The sequence below is a fragment of the Tenericutes bacterium MZ-XQ genome, from assembly GCA_002838205.1.
Taxonomy (GTDB): domain Bacteria; phylum Bacillota_I; class Bacilli_A; order Acholeplasmatales; family Acholeplasmataceae; genus Mariniplasma.
Genome location: CP017950.1, coordinates 1,843,993 through 1,865,613 on the forward strand (window position 1 = coordinate 1,843,993; position 21,621 = coordinate 1,865,613).

Here is a 21,621-nt window from a genome sequence, read left to right on the forward strand (position 1 = left end):
AGGTGAACCTATGAAAATTTTTGCGCATCGCCAATTCTATATATCTATGCTGTTTCTTGTTCTATCAGCGCTATTGTTTTTTGCAATCTACTTTTTTGCAGCTCATACAATAAGAAATAGACAAGAAGCTTTATTGTCACTTGAAATGAATGCTGTGTCTGCGGATGTTCATCATTTTTATGATGATTTTTTCATTACGCTTGAGGGAGTTTCTAGTTATATTAAAATCTATGGCACTGATGAATTACTTCATTTTATGGTTGAAATAGATGAAGATAATCCTTGGATAGAATCCATGTATTTTGGTAATCCAGATAATCAAATGATTAATTCAAGTGGCTTTGTTCCAGGACCTGGATTTGATTTGAGAACTAGACCATGGTATCAATCAGTACTAAGTGAAGACCAAACTATTGTAACACCAGTGTTCTTAAATGCAACAGAGGATAAGTTGATTACAACAGTTGCAACTCCTGTTTATGATCAAACAGATAATTTTGTTGGTGTTTTAGCAGTTGATATTGATATAGAATCTATAAAGCTTTATTTCGAAAATAAGACGGTTGGAGACACAGGATTTGCGTTAATTATTGATGGAAACGATCATGTTGTTGCCCACCCAGAACTTGATATGTTTTCAAATGAACTCATCGATTTAGATACATTAGGCATTTCATTTGATGGGTTAAATGAATTTTCAGTACATGAGAAAATACAACTAGGCAGTTTTTCTGGTTCTGCATTATGGTCTCGAGTATTAGGAAATGACTATAAACTCTTAATTTTCATGCCTGAGAAAGAATACTATGACACCCTTAACCAATTTATGAATTATTTCATAGTTGTTTACAGTATGGTTGTTTTAATGACTTTAACATATTTATGGATGAATTTTAATAAGATTTTTAAACCAATCAATCATCTTGTGGATGATCTATCTCAAATTAATGTGAAAGATAACATCGGATATCGATTGGCAATGGATAATAATGATGTATTAGATGAGATAAGAGACACAGTAAATAAGGCACTTCAGAGTTCTGAAGAGTATTTTGATGAAGCTAAATTAAAGGCAGACCAACTTTTTTTGGAGAACCAACGATTTAAACATCTAATAAATTCGACACAGGACTTTATTATTCATTTAAATACAAATGGTTTTATCGTATACGCTTCAGGGTCTGGTCTTGAGAAGATTGATGTGAAATCAGAAGATCTTATAAATAAACATGTTGAATCATTTAATCACGAGTTGTTTAGGTACCAAGAAACGAAAGATCATTTTATGTTTGATTGGAAATATAAGAAATACTTTTTTGAAACATCAATTTCACCAATCTATGATCAAAATCATAACATCATAGGATCTGTGTTGATATCAAGAGATATCACTGACTATAAGAAACGTCAAGCTGAAATTGATTACATTAATCAACATGACTTTTTGACGGATCTTTATAATAGAAGAATGTTTATTGAAAAATTTAATGAGTTAAACGAACAAAAAGCATTTCCGATTACTGTAATGATGATGGATTTAAATGGGTTGAAGATGCTTAATGATGCATTTGGTCATCAAGTTGGTGATGAGGCACTTGTTGAAGTATCAAATGCATTTAGAAAAGTTTTTAAAGATCACTTTTCAGCAAGAATTGGTGGAGATGAGTTTGCTGTAATTTTGACAGGGCTTGAGAAACATGAAATAGAATATATAAAGCACAATTTTAGAAAAGTCGTTAGTGCGATTATAATCAGTGATATCTCATTGTCAATTTCAGTAGGATACCACATGGTATATGAAGAATGTCGCAATATAAATGATGTTTTAAAAGAAGCTGAAAACAATATGTATAGACATAAAGTTATTGAAAGTATGAGTGTTAGAAACCAGGCGATTAGAGCAATTCATAAGACGCTTACTGATAAATATAAAGAAGAGCGCATTCATTCAGAAAAGGTTAGTATGATTTGTTATGTCATGGGATTAGCAATGGGTATAAAAGATGAGCAGTTAGAAGAACTAAAAATGGCTGGTTTATATCATGATATTGGTAAGATTGCCATACCTGATGCCATCCTTGATAAGCCAGGACCGCTAACTAATGACGAGTTTGAACTCATGAAAACACATACTGAAATCGGTTATCAGATCTTAAGAGCTGCAGATGATTATTCTAGACTCGCAGAGTATGCTTTATCTCATCATGAAAGATGGGATGGAAAAGGTTATCCTAGAGGTATAGAAAAAGAAGATATCCCTTTATTTGCGAGAATAATATCACTTGCCGATTCATATGATGCAATGACAACGAATCGGGTTTATCGCTCGAAAATGACAAAAGATCAAGCGATCCAACAACTTATCAAAGGTTCTGGAAAACAATATGATCCAAAGCTTACAAAACTATTCATAAAAGAAGTATTGAAAAGACCAAAAGAAACAGAAAAGGTTGAGATATTTTAAAAGCTCTACCTTTTGTTTTAGGCACTATGTTATAATGATTACGAAAAGCTTTGGAGGTATATCTATATGTATGATGTTTATCATTATCCTAAAGAAAAAGGATATCAAAATGATTTTTTTAGAGTTATTGATTTTTTAAATAATTTCAATGACAAGTATGAGTTTATATTTATGCATTGGTCAAGATTTGAATGGATGTTTGGAAGAGACTCTTTTAAAGCTGAGGATTTAGAAAATATTACAATGTTCCAAAAAGATGGAGATATCAAAGGAATTCTACTATTTGAAGATGATCCTAAGGATGTATATTTTGCAGTTTATGAAGATGACGATACCTTAAAAAAAGAGATGGTTGAATATTTTGTTAAGCATCATCCAGAAAGCGACATGATCATTCCAGAAGACGAGACAATGAAAAATCTATTAGCAAACCATGGTTTTGAAAAAACCGATTGGATTGATCCTGTTACTAAATTTTCTAGAATTGATTTTGAAACACCTAATACAAATGGATATGAAATTATACCATTATCAGAAGATTATAGATTGGATCAAGTCAATTATGCACTTCATAGAGGATTTAATCATGGAGATGATGTGGATTATAGTGAGAAGACATTAGAAGAAAGAAGACATATGACTTCTACACCTAACTATAACAAAGATTATACTTATGTCGCAAGATATCATGGTAGGTTTGTTTCTTTCGTGAACTTGTTTTATAAAAAAGGTACAAAAAGTGCTTTAGTAGAGCCAGTAGCAACTGTTCCTGAGCATAGAAGAAAGTATTTAGCTAGGGCTTGTATTTATAAAGCGATTGAAGCTGTGAGAGGCGATGGAGCTAAAGAAGTTTTTGTTGGATCAAATCGAGATGTTTATTTAAATATGGGGTTTCAGCCATTTGATCAAGCAACTAGATATAAAAGAAAAAAGAAATGAAACAGGTAACGCTTGTGGTTGACATAAGCGTTATTTTTTTTATATCAAATAGTTGACAAGATATCAAATCAGAGTTATAATATAGTTGAAATGGCACATAAGACGTTAGAGTGCCAAATTAAAAGGAGGTATAGTTATGTTTGGAGTAACGCCATTCAACCGTAATGTGGTTAGCCGTAAGGGTAAAGACCCATTTAGTGAAATGATTGATGATTTCTTTGGAGATGACTTCTTCCCAATCAGAAATCTTCGCTATGACACCTTTAAGGTTGATATCAGAGAAGAAGATAATGCTTTTATGATTGAAGCAGATATGCCAGGTGTTAAAAAAGAAGATATTCACTTAGATTATCACGATGGTCTACTAGATATTTCTATTGAACATGAAGAATCTAAAGAAGAAGAAAAGAAAAACTATGTTCATAAAGAAAGAAGACAATGTTCAATGCATCGTACACTTAATTTAGGTGACTTAGATTCTGATAAGATTGAAGCAACCCTTAAAGATGGTATATTAAGCATTAAAGCTCCAAAAGCTGAAATCATTGAAAACAAGAAACGTATTCAAATTAAATAAAGGCTAACAAAGGACAAAAAAAGGATATGCATATCTAAGCATATCCTTTTTTGTAAGGTTTGTTATTCTACTGTAATCGATTCAGCCCAAGTAAAGAATTGATCTTTACTATCATCTAAATTTGATTCTAAACATCCAAAATTCATTGTGTAGAAGTGAGATTCACCTTGCATCGTTATAAGCATATATCCATATTCCATATCTTCAACAGTTGCAGTATAATATGCATAATGATATAAAACGTTATCATCATCATCTGTTATTGTTTCAACAGTAGATGAACTATGACCATTGTTTGCTAGAACTGCATTAACATAATCATCTAAAGTAGTAATGCCATATGCAGCAAGTTCAGTTGAGCTTTCTCTAAGTCCCATAAAGATATAGTCTAATGACTCTAAATACAAAGGCGCTTGTATCACTTGTTTTTCAACAAATGATTCGTCAAGTGTAACATTTATACCTGCACCAGAGAATTCTTTAGCTTCTGCTTTACATGCTGACAGCGTAAAAGCAAATAAAAAAACAAAAAGTAAAAATGTAATTTTTTTCATATTCTTCTCCCAAGTTTTTATTCTATGATATGATTGTAACACATCGAAAAAGGCTTTACAAGATTATTTTAGTTTAAAACAATATAAGTTAAAAATCTGAAACTAATCTGAAAGAAACGAATCATTTTTATATTATTAGCATAGATGTTATACTGAAGAAAAGAAGTAAGAAGGTGTTCTTAAATGAAAGGGATTATATTTGATTTAGATGGAGTGATCATACATACCGATTACTATCATTATCTTGCATGGGAGAAAATGGCAAGTCGATTTCATTTATCTTTTGATGAAATATTAAATGATAAATTAAGAGGAATTTCAAGAATGGAGAGTTTAAATACTATTCTCGAGTATAATAAAGCATCTTATCCTTATGAAAAAAAGGAAATGATGGCAGACATAAAAAATACTTATTATCAATCGTTTTTAGATGATTTGACCGAGGGTGATTTAGATCAAGAAATAAAAGATACTTTAGATAAACTTAAAGCAATAGGCTATAAACTTGCGATCGGATCATCAAGTAAGAATGCAAAACTGATTTTGAAAAATATTGGTCTTATGGATTTCTTTGATGCAATTAGTGATGGCACAAACATTGAGAAATCAAAGCCAGATCCTGAGGTGTTCTTAAAAGCATCTGATATGCTTGGTTTAAGTCCAAAAGATTGTTATGTGATTGAGGATGCAGATGCTGGTATAGAGGCTGCTAAGAATGCTGGAATGATTGCTATCGGTTATGGAAATGCTAAAGATAGTGATTTGACAGACATTAAACTCGAATCATTTAGGGATCTCATAGATATTGTAAAAAAAGAGGATTAAGCCATGGCTTAATCCTGAATTATTGTTTTAACCAAAGGTATTCATAGGGGTATAAATTGAGTTGATCTTTTTGAAGATCAATTTTTTTCTTTTGAAACATATCTATATATATACCTTTTAATCCTTGAGCTCTTAAATGGTTCAAGTCTAAAACTTGATGATTTTCTGAGAAGTTGTAAATCAATAATAATGAGCTTTCAAGATTGGTCTTATAACCTACATAGATGTGATTATGCTTAGAATCAATGACTCTTTGCTCAATCTTATTATTGAATAGTTTCTCGTTTTTTCTTAATGATATCAATGTTTTTATATGACTAAAAACTTTTCCTGAAGGTGTTTGAGGATTGTTAAATTCCTTTTCCTTGTTCCACGGGAATTTTGGTCTATGTAGCCATCTGCCATCTAATTTAGAAATTTCTTGATGATGACTATAATCATTTAAAATCGCAACTTCATCACCACTATAAATCAGTGGAAAGCCAGGCATTGAAAACATGTAAGTATTTAGTATGTTGATACGTTTAATTGATTCTTCTATACCAAAAGCATCGCTTTCTTGAAGTGCTTTTTCGAGTCCTGCAAGTGATGCGAATGTACCGTTGGTTCTTGCGTCTTGAGTTCTCGCATTAAATTGGTAGTTTTCACCTCTTGCAAAGCTATTTATGAACGATCCATTATAAAAATTTATCAAGAACTGTTTATGTCTAAAAGGGTCAAATCCCATAGATTTTAATGCTTCTTCATTTAATCCCCAACCAATATCATCATGACATCTGACATAGTTGATCCATGTTCCATGGTGTGGCAAATCAAATCTTTGATTATCTATGGATAGCAATCTTTGATCTCTTGTGGCTATTGCGTTCCAAAGATTAACCATCATGTTTGCGTTATACATTAGTTGACATTCTGGTTTTTCATTGGTTCCAAAATATCTGACAATCTCATGAGGTTCGACAATTGCTTCACCTAAAATAACTACACTTGGACAAACGTAATCCTTTGCAAGATGAAAGAGATGCATGAACTCGTGTACTTTTGGTAGATTTCTGCAAGTTGTGCCTAATTCTTTCCATATGAAGGGAATTGCATCAAGTCTAATAACATCAACACCTAAGTTTGCTAGAAAGAAAAAGATATCCAAAATTTCTTCTAAAACGATTGGATTTCGAAAATTCAAATCCCATTGGAATTCACTAAAAGATTTAAATACATATTTACCAAATGATTGATAATATGTGAAGTTGCCAGGGTAGATGTCTGGTAAGACTTCAGGGACAGTTTCATTGAACTTGTTGGGGATCTCATCAGAATCATACATCATATACATATTTTGATAAAATGGATCACCTTTTGCAGCTTTTTTTGCCCATTCGTGTTCCTTTGCAGTGTGATTGATTACAAAATCAATTGCGATATTGATATCAGCTTCATGCATTTTTTCAACAAGTTTTTTAAAATCTTCTAGAGTGCCTAAATTTGGATTGATATCTCTATAGTCTTCTACAGCATATCCACCATCGTTGTTGCCTTCTCTAGGTTTTAAAAGTGGCATTAGATGAATGAATGTGATGCCTAAGGATTTGAAATAAGGTATTTTTTTGATAAGACCTTTAATATTGTTTGAGAACAAATCAACATATAAAGTCATACCGACTATTTTTTCGGATTGATACCAATCTTTTTTTCTTCGATCTCTTGTTTTTAGTGATGTTGTTCTATTCAATTTTGCTTGTTCTATTTTGTCCATGAAACGTTTATAATCATCATCATTAAACCCGATGGGTTCATAGATGTTCATATATGTTTTATGGAGTGATTTTAATATTTTTTCTTTGGTCATCGTGTATACTCCTTAACTATTTAATAGATCCAGCAACCATACCTTCGATAATATATTTTTGTGCAAATAAGAATAATACAAGGACTGGTGCCATTGCCATTAAGACTGCTGTTAATAAGTATTGCCACTGAACAATAAATGCACCCACGTAATTTGCGATTGCAAGTGGAACAGTTTGAATGTCAGTACCTTTACCTAATACAAGAAGTGGTAATAAGAAGTCATTCCAAATCCAAATACCATTTAAAAGAAGTACAGTGATTGTAATTGGTTTTAAGATTGGTAAAACGATATAAATAAATGTTTGAAACTTATTACAACCATCGATTTGTGCAGCTTCTTCAAGTTCATATGGAATGGACTTGATAAATCCATGATAAAGAAATATGGATAGTGGAGCTCCAAATCCAATATATGCAACAACCATACCAAAGTAGGATCTTAAAAAGGGAATACCTGTCCAATCTCTTAAGGCTCTAAACCACGAGACTAATGGAAGCATAACGACTTGGAATGGTATAATCATTGCAGCTACAAATAGATAAAAAACGATATTTGAAGCTTTGGTTTTTCTTCTTACTAATGCCCAACCAGCCATAGATGATACAACAACAATCGATATGAGTGAAAGTGAAGTAACAATCAGTGAACTGACAAATGCTGATTGGAAATTGATGTTTGGATTACTCCAAACTTCTTTAATATTTTCTAGTAAAATTGAAATTTGGGCAACATCTAAATTGAGTGGATCACTTGTAACTAAGAATGAAGAACCTTTTGCAGCATTGATGATGACTAATACAATAGGCATGAAAAAGATAATAAAAAGTAATACACCTAATGCTTCAAGTGCAATATTTCCCCATTTGATCATTGAAGAACGTTTCATGCGTCTTTTCGGAGTGTTTAGTTCATTTGTCATTAGATTTCCACCTCTTTACTCTTAGAATATCTTACTTGAGCAATAGATACGATGGTGAGTAAGATGAAAAAGATAATGGCCATCGATTGCGCTAGTGCCGGACGTAAGGCTTCTGCATAAGTATCATAGATTTGCATTGGGATGAGTTTTGTTCCCCAGATGGAAGATCCCATAAATCTAGTCACCGGCCCACCTTGTGTTAGTGAGTAGTTCACATCAAATTGTTTAAATGAATTGATGAGCGTCAAGAATAATGTTACTGTAAACGCAGGTGCAACCATAGGTAATGTAATATTTCTTAATCTTTGGAAGCTTGATGCACCATCAATTTGAGCAGCTTCAATTAAGTCTTTTGGAATGTTTTGGATTGCAGTCACATAAATCATCATGATATATCCTGCATATTGCCAAGCCCAAGCAATTGAGATTGCTAAGACTGCAGTGTTTCTATCTGATAACATAAGAAGATCGCCTAGTCCAGAACTTCCTATGGCCTGTCCAATACTAGGGAGGGCATTATTAAAGATAAATTGCCAAATGTAACCTAAGATTAATCCACCGATAAGGTTTGGTAAGAAAAATCCAAGGCGGTAAACATTTTGGAATTTTAATTTTCTTGTGACTAGTAAAGCTAATGAAAATGAAACTGTATTGATTAATATAATATTAATGAATGAAAATACAATGGTGATAATGATTGAATATATAAATGCGGGGTTTAGTGAAAAAACTTCAATGTAATTGGTGAATCCAATCCAAGTGATTTCTCTTCCGGTTGCATCCCAATCGGTAAACGAATAATAAAATCCGATAACAAAAGGAACAACAATCACTAAAGTAAATGCAATGAGTGCTGGAAGTACAAAAACCCAAATACTGTTTTTTCGCCAATAACTCTTTAATTTTAATTTAAAATCTAACTTTGAATCCATGGGCTTTCAGCTCCTTATCATAAATGAAAAGTAGGGGAGATGCCCTACTTTTCTATTTATATGTGTTTCTTTTTGTTTAATAATTATGCCAAACCTTCAAAAGCTGTTGTCATTTCATCAATGAATTCTTGTTTAGCCGTAGCTTCAGCATCAAGCACTGCAGAAATGAATGTTGCATAGATTGGTCCTAAAGTGTTTGATCTAAAGTCTGATGTAAAATAATATTGGTTCCAAGCATAAATCTTACCAGCTGACATCCATTCAGCTACTGAAACTGAAAGTGGAGCACTAGGTTGTAATGTTACTGATTTAAATGCTGGGATTGCACCGATTTCATTTACCATATAGTTATGACCTTCTTCAGAAGTAGCCATATATTCTAAGAAATCTAGTGCGCCTTGTAAGTTGTTTGAATCTTTATTAACAACATACCAAGATGGAGCTGAAACAAATATACCGTCAGTTACAGCATCTAATGTACCATGAGGTGCATAAGCACGATCGAATGTTACATTTGCAGCTGCTAGGTTTGGTTCAATCCAGTTACCTTGGTGAATAAATACTGCTTTTTCTTCAGCAAATGCGTTAACTTGTGCATCATAATCACCTGTAGATAATACTGTTGGATCTGCATATTCAAATAATAGTTCAACCCAATTTGCATATTGTTCTAAGCGAGAAGCATTAACAGTGCCATCAAGTAAAGCATTAACGACTGATAAGTCATCATAAGCTAGACCTGCAGATAGAAGTGAGTTAAAGTTATGGTCAGCAGTTACCCAACTCATACCAGAAGCACCACCAGCCATAGATACTACTGAATCAATACCTAAAGTTGCTTTCATGCCATCTAATTTTGCGAATGCAGCAGCATATGCAGCATAGTTATTTAAAGTAGCTGGGTCAATATCAGCTTCTTCAAGTAAATCAGCATTGTATGCAAGACCCCAACCTTCAACAGCAATTGGAAAACCATAAACTGATCCATCATAAGTAAATGCTACATCAGTATCATCAACCCATGCTTCGTCTGATAAGTCGTATAAAATATGATCGTATTGTTCATATGCTGCAAGACCATCAATAACAAAGATGTCTGGTGTTTCACCAGCAGCGATATCTGATTGTAATTGGTTTGCTAATTGACAAGCATCTCCACCACAAGATACGACGTTAACTGTTACACCGTATTCTTCTTCGTAAAGTTCAGCAAAAGCCTTTAATTGAGTGTCAATTTCAGGTTTGTTTTGAAGCAGATAGATTTCTTCTGATCCGCCACCACAAGCAGCAAGTGTAATTGCTGTTGCAAGAAGTACAAATAAAACTAAAAATTTCTTCATTTTCTCCCTTTCCTTTCGTGGTCTACTTAAATGTGTAAACCTTTACATATTTATATTTTTATCTTACTACACTTGAAAATAAATGTCAATAACTTTTATGTAAAGGTTTACATATTTTGTTTTTTGTGTTTTTTCTATGTTTTTCTGTGGAAAATGAAAAAAACGGCATAAAGCCGTTATCTCAGTTTTAAAGAGTAGTTATAGCGTTTCACCTTTTTTTAAAGAAACTGGAATAATTTTGTGATCGACATGCTTACCTTTAATTTTTTTAATTAGAGTATCTACAAGTTCTTTAGCAATTTTTGTCCGATTTTGGTATATAGAAGTTATGATTAATCCTGTATTTAAACTGTCATCCATACCATCAAAGCCGATAATCTTTAAATCTTGTGGGATATTGATTTGTTGATGTTTTGCTTCTCTAATGATTTTTGTAGCTAAGAAATCAGAAATTGCGAATATGCCATCGTGAACTTTTTCTGATAAAACTGTTCTAATAGTATCTTCTATAGGTGTGTTTTTAGGAAATTCTAAGACATCACAGGTTAGATGGTGTTCTTGACAATAATCTAAAAATCCTGATTTTCTTTTTGAGACCTCTGTTGCAAAATGACCTTGAGATACATACGAGTCATCTCCTAAATATAATAAATGCTTGGACCCTGCGTTTGATAAAGATTTTGCTGCTAGTCTTCCGCCATCATAATTATCACAAGCTACATAAGGTGTGTGTTTGAAATGCCTATCAAATGAAACGATTGGCAGTTCACCTTCGATTAAGTCTTCGATTTCATTATCTGAAATGATGATTAGGCCATCCACTTTATTTTGTTTGAGCATCTCTAAATATTCAACTTCTAATCCTAAAGGAGAAGAAGAGTTTGTGATTAACATCTTGAAGCCATGTTGATCAAGTTCTTGCTCAACATGATGAGCGATATCAGCAAAAAAAGGATTGTATAGTCCAGGTACAATCATCGCAATTAACTTGGTCTTTTTCTTTAACATACTTCTTGCAAGTTCGTTTGGGACATAGCCAAGTGCTTTTATAGATTCTAATACTTTTTCTCTTGTTGCTTGATTCACGTAACCGCTGCTATTTATGACTCTGGATACAGTAGCTATACTTACGCCAGCTTTTTTTGCAACATCAATGATACTAGCCATCATATCACTCCTAAAACAATTATATCAATGTTAAGACTTAACTCATATGTTTTTTAGAATTATGTTTTTTTATGAAACGGCCGACCTCTTCGTGTGATGGTAAAGCGGAGATTGCACCGTGCTTTGTTGTGGTGATTGCTGCCGCTGCATTTGCGAAATTAAGTATATCTAGGACTTGTTCATCAGAGAGTTGATCGATAGATTCGTGGTTTGCAATTTGTGATAAGAAAGCACCAATCCATGAATCACCAGCTCCAGTAGTATCAACAACCTTTACTTTAAATCCCTTTCGGTGTAGCGTTCTGTTCTTATCGATAAAAGTAACTCCATCTTTACCTCTGGTGATGATTAAGTATTTAATACCGAGACTAAATAGATAATTGATTGCATCATACTCATTATCTTTTTTGGTAATAAATGTAAGTTCATCATCTGACACTTTTAATATATCTGTATATGCCATAAAATCAATAATGACTTTTTGATAAGTCTTGTGGTTTTTAAATAAAGACAATCTTAAATTAGGATCAAAACTGATTAAGTTATTATTTACTTTGTTACGTACAAGTAAATCTCTAATTGCATCTCTTAATGGATAGTCATCTAAAGATAGAGAGCAGAAGTGGAAGATACTATTTTCTACATCAATGTGATTGACTTGAGAAGAGTTTAAGATTTGATCTGCGCTTGGATTTCTGTAAAAGATAAAATCCCTTTCTCCTTCATTCGAAAGAGTAACAAATGCTAAAGCAGTATTTGCGTGTTCTGTTTGATATAAATGACTTACATCAACTTGATGATTGATTAATGTTTGTTTTAAGAAATCACCAAACCCATCTTTACCAACTTGTCCTATGAATTTTGATGGTGTATTTAGTTTTGCTGCTTGAACGCAGACATTAGCTGGTGCACCACCTGGTTTTTTAATAAAAGAGTCGATGTCTTTAATTCTTTTTCCTTTTTCTTTTGGGATGAAATCGATTAAGAGTTCCCCACAGCTTATAATCCTTTTCATATATTCATGTAAGATTTAAACTGTATTAAGTTAGTACTTAAGACGGATTTAAATCTTTCCCCTTTCTTTCTAATTTAATATAATAATAATGTACTGTGGATTTGTTTCATTTTTATATAGCTTAGACTATTTCGAGGTGACGCTTACCACGGTCTTTATTTTAATCAGCAATAGTTAGTTAGCGCAAGACGCTTTTTACATGATTATGAGATAAAGATTAGCTGGACTTACCACATGTACACATAATTTTAAGGAGGTGTACTTATGATCTATATCGGTATCGATATTTCAAAGTACAAGCACGACTGTTTCATCGCCACCGAAACAGTTGATTATCAGTTCTCATTTGAGAACAGTCAGTCCGGGTTTAAAGAACTTTTAGAGCATTTTAAACCCTATGTGAAGCAAGAAATGATAATAGGCTTAGAGGCTACAGGTCATTATGGTGAAAATCTTAAGTCATTTCTTACCCTCCATGGCTATTCGTTCATGGAGATTAATCCTTTTCTAGTGAAGAAGTTTGGAGAAGCCCATTCACTAAGAAAAACAAAGACGGATAAGAAAGATGCTCAATTGATTTCAACTTATATGAGATCTGTAGACTACAAAGCCTATCATCATCAATCTTATCATATAAGTGCTTTAAAATCACTGACTAGGTTACGATTTAAACTCATTTCTATACGGACAAAGCACTACAATATGATGACTAAGGTCTTAGATGTCATCTTTCCTGAATATAAGCCTTTTATGCGAGAACAAGGCTATAGTGGTACATCTTTGCACATTTTAAAACGTTTTTCTTCTCCAGATAAAATCGCTAAGATGACCGATAGTCATTTCGATAAACTTCGAAGACTATCAAAGGGTAAGTTCAATTATCCTAAGTTTGTGAAGCTGAAAGACCTCGCGAAATCAACCATTGGTGTCACTCAAGATCATCAACTCTTTAAATTAAAGACCTCAATCTCATATGTTGAGAAACTTAACACTGATATCGAAGAAACTGAGAAACAAATCACTTCTTTAATGGAACGGTATCCAACAAAGATTCAAACAATTATGGGTATTGGCATCATTTCAGCAGCTATTATTATATGTGAATACGGAGACATTCGGCTTTTCTCAAATCCCTCTGAAATGTTATCCTATGCAGGTCTAGATTCAACCATCAAACAATCTGGCACCATGTCTTCTACAGGTAAACTTGTCAAACGCGGTAGTAAATATCTACGTTCTACGCTCGTTAATATTTGCCTGATGGTTATGACTCACAACCCTGTGTTCTATGATTATTACACCAAGAAGAAACAAGAGGGGAAACATCACCGTGTCGCACTTATTCATCTCGCCAAAAAACTGATTAGAGTGATTCATCATTTGGAAACTCATCATGAAGATTTTGATTCTTCTAAACTCAAATAACTGATTACTTAAACTGTGGCGGTTAAGTAAAAAGTCATCTGTAATATAAGCTAACCTCCATATTTTATCTGCTATAGGAGGTTTTTACAGTATGTCTAATAAAAGTACTTGACTTTTAATAGTTAGTCACCTCTTTACTATCAATTATATATTATATATGACTAAATGTAAATTATATATTACATATATCTGTAAAAAAATTAACTATATTATCTACTCTGGTTTGTTTTCCGGAGCTTTTCTAGTTATTTTTATCACAACTGAGGATGCCATGGTCCCTACAAATATCAAAAATGAAAACATCCCCATAACAAAAAACACAATAGGACCAAAACTTTCAGCTAACAATCCCATGATCATCAATAAAATCCCTAGTATCGCAAACAGTGTTGGTATGAGAAAAATAAGCTTCTGACTGATTTGAGAAAGAAGCCAACTCATTGGAAGACTTATTAAAAATGATAAAAAGATAAATAGACTAAATCTAATGATATCTGCGCTTATGAGCATATAAGGCATATAACCACCTCTAACTTAAGTATATGCCTTATGATTCAATAAATCAACTCAATTTAAATTGTGATTAAATCATTTATGTGTCTATAAAACTCTTGATTCACACTAAAATTTTCGTTCAAAAACTCAAGTATATTTTTTGCAGATGACTTATTATGTTCTATACCTTGTCTCATGGACTTAAGAAGTTCTAATTGATTGGGAAACCTTCTCTCAATTCTTCGTTCAAAAACATATGGATCAATGTTTATCTTTTCTTCTTCAAAAACTTTTGGAAACAACTCAATGACTAGACCATAGGCATAACTTTGAATAAATGTCATCGCAGATGATTTTTCACCTCTTAAATCCCTAAGCAAACCAATATAAAGATTAGTCATCGCTTCATTTACATTAAAATCCACATTAACTGTTTTATGTTTGGGTTCAAACTTAGGTTGAATAAGTTCAAGATCAAAATCATCCTTATGATAGTAAACAGTCCCACCAGTAAATCTAGCTGTTTTCATTTCTTCTTCATCAAAAACTGCAAATTCCGCAAACACCCCATCATGATAAAGTGCTTTATATCCATCTTTGGTATTTCTAAATACATATACTAATGGTTTTACTTCTAGCCAGTCTAATTTTTCTATAAATTTATCTTTATATCCATTTTCCACGATTAAGAAAAAATCGATATCTGAATATTGATCGAGTCTTTCTTTTTCTGAGATACTCCCTAAACCTAAAAGACATCTAACCTTATCATCCTTCGATACATAATCACTTAAATCCAACATCCGTTGGTATACTTTATTCATCATAACCACCATCCTTATAATTAATATATATCAAAAAATATCTTAAGAAAATTCAAGAACCCTTTCCATATTGAACACATATATAGTTTTACTTGTTAAAAGAAAAAAATAAGGACTTTTTTAGTCCTTATTTATGTCTTTAATCTTTTTAAAATAAATCAGTAATGATGATCCCAGTGATCCTAAAAGAACAATCACGGATACGACTGCGATAATTAAATATCCTAACGCTCCCCAGTCTGTAGAAAGTAGTCCTGCTGTCCAAAAATATATAGATGCAATCAAAAACAACACCGGCAATGCAAACACCAATTTCTTACTGATTTTAATTAGTAAAAAAGTGATTAAATAACTTGCGCCAAATGCAATCAATAATGATGCACCCATAATTAACACTTGATTAAAAAGACCATCTTCCATATATATACCTCATCTATTTTATAGATAGATTATACACTCAACGTTTTTAATGTTCAAATATTATGATTTATCCACTTTAATTTGATTTGCTGCAACCAACAAAGGATCCCATACTGGTGAAAATGGTGGTGCATATGCGAAATCTAACATAGAAAATTCAGCTGCAGTTAAATTTTTTGTAATCGCTAAAGCCATAATGTTAATCCGATCAGCAACACCTTTTTCACCAACAAGTTGAGCACCTTTTATGATCCCTGTTATTTTCTCAAAAACCAAACGGACATAGAGATCAGTTGCACCTGGATAATAAGAGGTTTGTTGCTTTGCTGTAATTTCAACAAAATCATAATCTAAATCTAACTTTTTAGCTTCATCGAAGCCTAATCCTGTTTTTGCAAACGCTAAATCTCCTACCTTTATAATATTGGATCCTATGATACCCGGAAAAGCACTCTTTAATCCAAAAATATTTTCAGCAACTATTCTTCCTGTTTTATTTGCGTGGGTACCCAGTGGTACATAAACATAATCTTTTAAAATTTGGTGATAATATGCTGCACAGTCACCCGCAGCATAAATATTCGATAAAGATGTTTCACAATATTCATTAATAATTATTGCCCCATTTTCCATCATGTTAAGTCCAATATCTTTTACAAAACTTGTATTCGGAGTAACACCTATGGATTCGATAACAAAATCAGCGTTATAGGTTGTTTGGTCTGTAACTACAACCGTTTTGTTATCTTTCTTTTGATAAGCTTTTAAATGCTCATTTAAATGAATCTTGACACCTCTTATTTCTAAAGCATCTTTGGCTTTTGTTGCAACATCATAATCATAAACATTTAAAAGTTGATTGCCCCGTTGAATAATATGAACTTCAAGTCCTTGAAGTGCTAAATTCTCAGCAACCTCAACACCAATATATCCACCGCCTATAATCACAACTACTTTTCCTGAAATAATCTCAGGTTTGATTGCTCTCATATCTGGAAGTTGGTTTAAGACATACAAATTAGCATCTTTACTTCCAGGCACATGTGTCCTATTAGCTGTTGTTCCAGTGCCAATCACAAGTTTATCATAAGTATCAACAAACGTTTTTCTTGTCTTTAAGTTTAATACTGTAACACTTTTTTGTTCTGGCTGGACCGAGATTACTTCATGAGATAAAAAAACATCAATACCTTGTTTCTTAAAATCATCTTGATATCTTGCAATAAGTTTGCTTTCATCAGTTACTATATCACCTAAAAAATAAGGCATGCCACAGCCACTATAACTTAAATCATTTCCTTTTTCATAAACATGAATCTCATGATTTGGATCGAGTCTTTTTAGTTTCGCTGCTGCTGTCATCCCAGCTGCAACCCCTCCAACAATGATTATTTTCATATCACATCTCACCTTTTGTATGTTATTGTTTATCTTAAACATATTTCATGTTGATGATTTATAACGATTATACGCCTAATCATTTTCACATTCAATCAATAAAAATCCGCGTCTTCAAGGCACGGTTTTTCTCATCGCCTTCAAGGCACATTACTGGCGACCCCCATTTGAGGGTCTTTTTATTTGCCCAATTGCCTTTGTCACCCTTACTTACACGTAAACGGGTCCCTATACTCTTTTAGACTTCTCTTGTCTTTAACTTGGTCTTCTAATTCTTGATTCCTGATGTAGTTTTCGACTGTTTTTTTGTTTAGACCTACGGTCGAAACATAGTAACCTTCTGACCAGAAGTGCCTAGATCCATAGTTATATTTCAAGTTTGCATACTCGTCAAATATAATCAAGCTGCTTTTGCCTTTCAAATATCCCATGAATGAACTTACTGCTAGTTTTGGTGGTATCTTGACGAGCATATGTATATGATCACTCATGTCATGTGCTTCGACTATCTCTACGCCTTTGTATTTACAAAGCCGTCTCAAATATCTACCTATATCACTTCTTAGCTTACCATAGATTGCTTTTCGTCGATATTTCGGACAAAATACAATGTGATATTGGCAGTTCCATTTTGTGTGTGATAAACTACTAGTGTCATCGTTTCTCTTGACATCGGTGATAGAATCCTCCTTGGTTTGATTGGTGTAAGGCAATTGGTTATGTCCATTATACCAACCAAGAGGATTCTTTTTGTTTATCGCTTCCGCTTTTCTGGTCTCACCCGCATTGCAGGTGGTTTTATGTTACTCTTCGAGCAACATAACAAAAACACTCATCATTTAAGTCTATAGATGAGCGTTTCTAATTTTTTAGTATGATATGATTTATTTTTTATAGTAATCCATGAGTTCGTCTCGATGAATTAATGCTTGAAAGTAATAACTACTTGTCGAGTGACTGCGTCCAAAGTCAATTAAGCGATCTTGATGATCATATATTCTATTGGTAGATTGAATACAAGCTGCATTTTTTCTTTCTCCTAAAATAGAAGCAAGTTCAGCAGTCAAATTAACAGCTTTTGTAATACGATGCGATAGTTTTGCTTTGATATGATAAGTCTTTTCCATATATGCATTGAGTGGTTCAGTTCCCATAAACTTTTGATCCATTTCATTAAATATGGATAAAGGCAGGTAATTTTCTAGAATAATAATCGGCTTATCATCACCTTTATAAATTCTATTGATGTATAAGAATTTTCCACCAGATTTAAACCCCATCATATCAAGTTGTTCTTTACTTAATGCTACAACTTTTTTATCCAAGCACTCAATAGAAGGTTTCATACCTAAGGCTCTGATTGCATCATATACCGCAACATTTCGATAAAAGAAATAATTCGTAAGTTCATAGAATGCTACAACATATGTTTGATCATTGTCTTTTTTGATAAATCTTTCTTCTACCAATTTATTAAAAGCTTGAGTAACCTGTGTTAAGTCAACTTTTAAATGGTTTGCAAGTTCACTTGGGGAAGGAAGCACAGACTGATAATAAAATGTTTGATCAAGGATATTCGCTTTAATACTTTCTTTAATTTGTTCATTGATAGAAACTGATGATCTGCGATCAATTGAAATCAAATCAACTTTGTTCGATTGCATAAACCATCACCTCGAATTCAGTAAATTCTCCAGGGAAAAAATTAGATACATATCCTATGATTCTATCTTTATCATCAATGATAATAGATCTTACCGAATAGATTGCATCATCTGGATTAATCTTAAGTAATAAAGCTTCATCTGAACTAGCATTGATTGCATTAAACGTATTTTGCATATGTTTAATCTTATAACCATATGTTTGCTCAATAAACTCGAATAAGCGTGTCGAAGATTCGAATTTCTCATTTAAGTCTGGAAAATACTTCTCAGGTAAATATATTTTTTGGAACAATACTGGATTTTGTTGGTTTTTAATAATGCGAATGATGTAATAACATTTCTCATTTCTTTTAAGTTCTAACATCCGATATGCTAATATATCGTGATCAACTAAATCAATCATGATCATTTGATATGCATACTTAAGGTCATTATCATTTAAATGACTTTCAAATTGATAAAATTCATTCACTGGTGTGAATAAATGAAATCTATTGGTCACAAAAGTACCTTTGCCTTTAATTCTTTTGATCATATGTTCTTGTATCAAAGTTTCATATGCCATTTTAACAACCGTAGGACTAATAGAAAACATACGACATATTTCTTTTTCTGTTGGCAAGCGATCATCATATTTTAAAATACCTGATTTGATTGCTTCTGTGATTGATTGTGCAATTTGCTTATAAATAGACACTTTCAATGTTTTATCAACAAAAATATAATCCATATTGATTCCCCGATTTCTGTTTACGTAATGTTCTAATCTCTTTGATTATAACATAAAAACAATTAGCTCTTTTGAACTTTCAATTTCTCAAGTAGTCTACCGACCATTCGTGGACGTTCTGCAACAAGGGCACCAACAGCAGTTAATGCCTGAATTTTATCTTCTACTGAGCCTTTACCACCGGTGATGATTGCACCTGCATGTCCCATTTTTTGTCCCTTAGGCGCAGTTCTACCGCCTAAAAAGGCAACCAAAGGTTTTGTAAAAATTCCTTTTTCAATGGCTTCAGCAACTTCTTCTTCCATGGTTCCACCCAGTTCACCAATAATGACAACTGCATGTGTTTGTTCATCCTTTTCATAAAAAGGTAACATCTCTGCGAAACGTGTTCCTGGTACTGGATCTCCACCAACACCAATGAGTGTAGATACGCCGTATCCAGCTTCTACGATCATTGAAGTCACTTCATTTGTCAGTGAACCACTTCTAGTCATGACTCCAATATTTCCTTTTTTATAAACTCTTTTTATCCAATGAGGGAAACTACCCATCATCGCAACTTCAGGTGAAATCACACCAGATGTATTTCCACCAACAACCATTGCTTGATGTTCTTTTGCTGCTTGTCTAATTAATACCATATCGTGCAAAGGTATACCATCGGCAATCGTTACAATTTTTTTGATCCCTGCATTTAGTGCTTCCATGACTGCATCTTTCGTAAGCAGTGGTGGGACAAAGACCATTGAAGCATCAACTTCATGGTGTTTAAGGGCATTTTTAATTGTGTGATAGACGGGTTTCCCTTCTATTTCTTGTCCTTCTTTACCTGGTGTTACACCACAAACAACTTTCGTACCCAGATCGATCATGTGCTTTGTCCAAAAACTACCTTCACTTCCGGTAATCCCTTGAACAAGAACTTTTGTTTTATCATCTATAAAAATACTCATGATTGTTCTCCCTTAGAAAGTCTAACTGCTTTTCTGACAGCTTCTTCAGTGTCATATATTGGTTCTAATCCAGCAGCTGTTAAAATCTTATTGGCTTCAACTTCATTCGTACCTCTAATGCATGTAACAATTGGACGATTTGGTTTAAGCTTTTCGATTGCATCTACTACACCTTGAGCCATAACATCAGCTCTCGCAATCGTTCCAAAAGTTACAACCAATATGACTTTAGAATCTACTTTTAAACATATTTCCATAGCCTTGACAGCTTTTTTATAATTAGGTCCACCAAACTCTAAATAGTTCGCTACACTTCCACCCTCGTAATGAATTAAATCATATACGGTAGTTGTAAGTCCAGCACCTGCACACATTAAGCCAATATCTCCATCAAACTCAATGAAAGGGATACCTTCTAACATAGCATCATATTCAGCTTCGCTTTTATAGTCATCATATACTTTTTCAAAACGTTTTTGTCTGTGTAAAGAATTATCATCGATCATTAACTTGCCGTCACCAGCAATGAGTTCTTGATTTTTATTAACGAATAACGGATTTATTTCCACTAGTTCTGCATCATATGTCTTAAATGCTTCATATAGTTTTATTAAAAGTTTCGCCATCGATTTTGCAAGTGTATGATCTAAATTTAATGCATATGCTACAGATAATGCTTGAAAAGGCATTAATCCATATCTCATATCAATTGGTTCTTTAATAATTTTGTCTGGTTGTTCTACAGCAAGGGTTTCAATATCAATACCACCTTCACTGCTTGCGATTAATAAAGCAGTTGCTTTTTCTGGATCAACAGTGATAGATACATAAATCTCTTTATCAATGTCTACTGCTTCTTCAACTAATAACTTTTTAATCTTAAGCGGATGATCAAACAACCTTTTTGTCTCTTCTAAAGCTTTCTCTTGTGTCTTTACAAAAGAAATAAGTCCAGCTTTACCACGACCGCCACTTAACACCTGTGATTTTATCACACATGGAAAGCCGATTTCTTGAGTTGCATCTATTAATGATTCTACATTTTCTATGATTTTGCTTTGTGGAATTTTGATTCCAATTTCCTTAAATACTTCCTTTGCTTGATACTCATATAATTTCATATCAATA

Annotated in this window: 21 protein-coding genes; 5 read left to right on the forward strand and 16 right to left on the reverse strand. The window is 33.0% G+C overall.

The annotated features are described in order from the left end of the window. The first annotated feature begins 10 nt into the window (after positions 1-10). The 3 genes from BK011_09140 to BK011_09150 all read left to right on the forward strand — a co-directional run bounded on the left by BK011_09140 (position 11) and on the right by BK011_09150 (position 3,980). Entirely contained in the window at positions 11-2,464 is a 2,454-nt protein-coding gene (locus BK011_09140) for a hypothetical protein (protein ID AUD65842.1), read from the forward strand. Positions 2,465-2,530: 66 nt separating this feature from the next. Further along, complete coding sequence (locus BK011_09145) at positions 2,531-3,403, forward strand: hypothetical protein (GenBank protein ID AUD65843.1); 873 nt, start codon at positions 2,531-2,533, stop codon at positions 3,401-3,403. 136 nt (positions 3,404-3,539) lie between these two features. After that, positions 3,540-3,980, forward strand: a complete 441-nt coding sequence (locus BK011_09150; GenBank protein AUD65844.1) for a hypothetical protein — start codon at positions 3,540-3,542, stop codon at positions 3,978-3,980. A gap of 62 nt (positions 3,981-4,042) precedes the next feature. Here the strand turns inward: BK011_09150 and BK011_09155 are convergent, their stop codons facing one another. Further along, a complete protein-coding gene (locus BK011_09155) occupies positions 4,043-4,534 on the reverse strand; it encodes a hypothetical protein (protein AUD65845.1) in 492 nt (163 codons plus the stop codon). A gap of 183 nt (positions 4,535-4,717) precedes the next feature. Between BK011_09155 and BK011_09160 the strand changes: the two genes are divergently transcribed. Then, entirely contained in the window at positions 4,718-5,359 is a 642-nt protein-coding gene (locus BK011_09160; protein ID AUD65846.1) for a beta-phosphoglucomutase, read from the forward strand. A gap of 19 nt (positions 5,360-5,378) precedes the next feature. On the opposite strand, the gene BK011_09165 is transcribed toward BK011_09160, so the two are convergent. The 6 genes from BK011_09165 to BK011_09190 all read right to left on the reverse strand — a co-directional run bounded on the left by BK011_09165 (position 5,379) and on the right by BK011_09190 (position 12,581). Beyond that, positions 5,379-7,205, reverse strand: a complete 1,827-nt coding sequence (locus tag BK011_09165) for an alpha-amylase (GenBank protein ID AUD65847.1) — start codon at positions 7,203-7,205, stop codon at positions 5,379-5,381. Between the two features lie 16 nt (positions 7,206-7,221). Continuing rightward, positions 7,222-8,094, reverse strand: a complete 873-nt coding sequence (locus BK011_09170; protein AUD66181.1) for a sugar ABC transporter permease — start codon at positions 8,092-8,094, stop codon at positions 7,222-7,224. A 32-nt stretch (positions 8,095-8,126) separates the two neighbouring features. Beyond that, a complete protein-coding gene (locus BK011_09175; protein AUD65848.1) occupies positions 8,127-9,059 on the reverse strand; it encodes an ABC transporter permease in 933 nt (310 codons plus the stop codon). Positions 9,060-9,142: 83 nt separating this feature from the next. Further along, positions 9,143-10,399 carry an ABC transporter substrate-binding protein gene (locus BK011_09180; GenBank protein ID AUD65849.1) on the reverse strand — a complete coding sequence of 419 codons (1,257 nt, stop codon included), beginning with the start codon at positions 10,397-10,399 and terminating at the stop codon, positions 9,143-9,145. Positions 10,400-10,597: 198 nt separating this feature from the next. Further along, a complete protein-coding gene (locus BK011_09185; GenBank protein AUD65850.1) occupies positions 10,598-11,566 on the reverse strand; it encodes a hypothetical protein in 969 nt (322 codons plus the stop codon). A gap of 37 nt (positions 11,567-11,603) precedes the next feature. Then, the gene (locus BK011_09190) at positions 11,604-12,581 is read right to left on the reverse strand and encodes a hypothetical protein (protein ID AUD65851.1); all 978 of its coding nucleotides are present in this window, start codon (positions 12,579-12,581) and stop codon (positions 11,604-11,606) included. A gap of 264 nt (positions 12,582-12,845) precedes the next feature. Here BK011_09190 and BK011_09195 point away from each other — a divergent pair, with 264 nt between their 5' ends. Beyond that, positions 12,846-14,006 carry a hypothetical protein gene (locus BK011_09195; protein ID AUD65852.1) on the forward strand — a complete coding sequence of 387 codons (1,161 nt, stop codon included), beginning with the start codon at positions 12,846-12,848 and terminating at the stop codon, positions 14,004-14,006. Between the two features lie 213 nt (positions 14,007-14,219). On the opposite strand, the gene BK011_09200 is transcribed toward BK011_09195, so the two are convergent. From BK011_09200 to BK011_09240, 9 genes are all read right to left on the reverse strand, one after another. Further along, positions 14,220-14,525, reverse strand: a complete 306-nt coding sequence (locus BK011_09200; protein ID AUD65853.1) for a hypothetical protein — start codon at positions 14,523-14,525, stop codon at positions 14,220-14,222. A 53-nt stretch (positions 14,526-14,578) separates the two neighbouring features. Beyond that, the gene (locus BK011_09205; protein AUD65854.1) at positions 14,579-15,337 is read right to left on the reverse strand and encodes a hypothetical protein; all 759 of its coding nucleotides are present in this window, start codon (positions 15,335-15,337) and stop codon (positions 14,579-14,581) included. 108 nt (positions 15,338-15,445) lie between these two features. Continuing rightward, the gene (locus BK011_09210; protein ID AUD65855.1) at positions 15,446-15,745 is read right to left on the reverse strand and encodes a hypothetical protein; all 300 of its coding nucleotides are present in this window, start codon (positions 15,743-15,745) and stop codon (positions 15,446-15,448) included. Positions 15,746-15,805: 60 nt separating this feature from the next. Continuing rightward, positions 15,806-17,143, reverse strand: coding sequence for a hypothetical protein (locus tag BK011_09215; GenBank protein ID AUD65856.1), 1,338 nt, complete (start codon positions 17,141-17,143; stop codon positions 15,806-15,808). A 206-nt stretch (positions 17,144-17,349) separates the two neighbouring features. Further along, on the reverse strand, positions 17,350-17,823 hold the full coding sequence (locus BK011_09220) for an IS200/IS605 family transposase (GenBank protein ID AUD66182.1): 474 nt from the start codon (positions 17,821-17,823) through the stop codon (positions 17,350-17,352). Between the two features lie 204 nt (positions 17,824-18,027). After that, a complete protein-coding gene (locus BK011_09225) occupies positions 18,028-18,807 on the reverse strand; it encodes a hypothetical protein (GenBank protein ID AUD65857.1) in 780 nt (259 codons plus the stop codon). Next, positions 18,788-19,540, reverse strand: coding sequence for a hypothetical protein (locus BK011_09230; protein AUD65858.1), 753 nt, complete (start codon positions 19,538-19,540; stop codon positions 18,788-18,790). Before BK011_09230 ends, BK011_09225 begins: the two co-directional genes overlap by 20 nt. Before the next feature lie 62 nt (positions 19,541-19,602). Further along, positions 19,603-20,493, reverse strand: coding sequence for a succinate--CoA ligase subunit alpha (locus BK011_09235; GenBank protein AUD65859.1), 891 nt, complete (start codon positions 20,491-20,493; stop codon positions 19,603-19,605). After that, complete coding sequence (locus tag BK011_09240) at positions 20,490-21,614, reverse strand: succinate--CoA ligase (GenBank protein ID AUD65860.1); 1,125 nt, start codon at positions 21,612-21,614, stop codon at positions 20,490-20,492. The genes BK011_09235 and BK011_09240 overlap by 4 nt, the downstream gene beginning before the upstream one ends. Positions 21,615-21,621 lie beyond the last annotated feature (7 nt).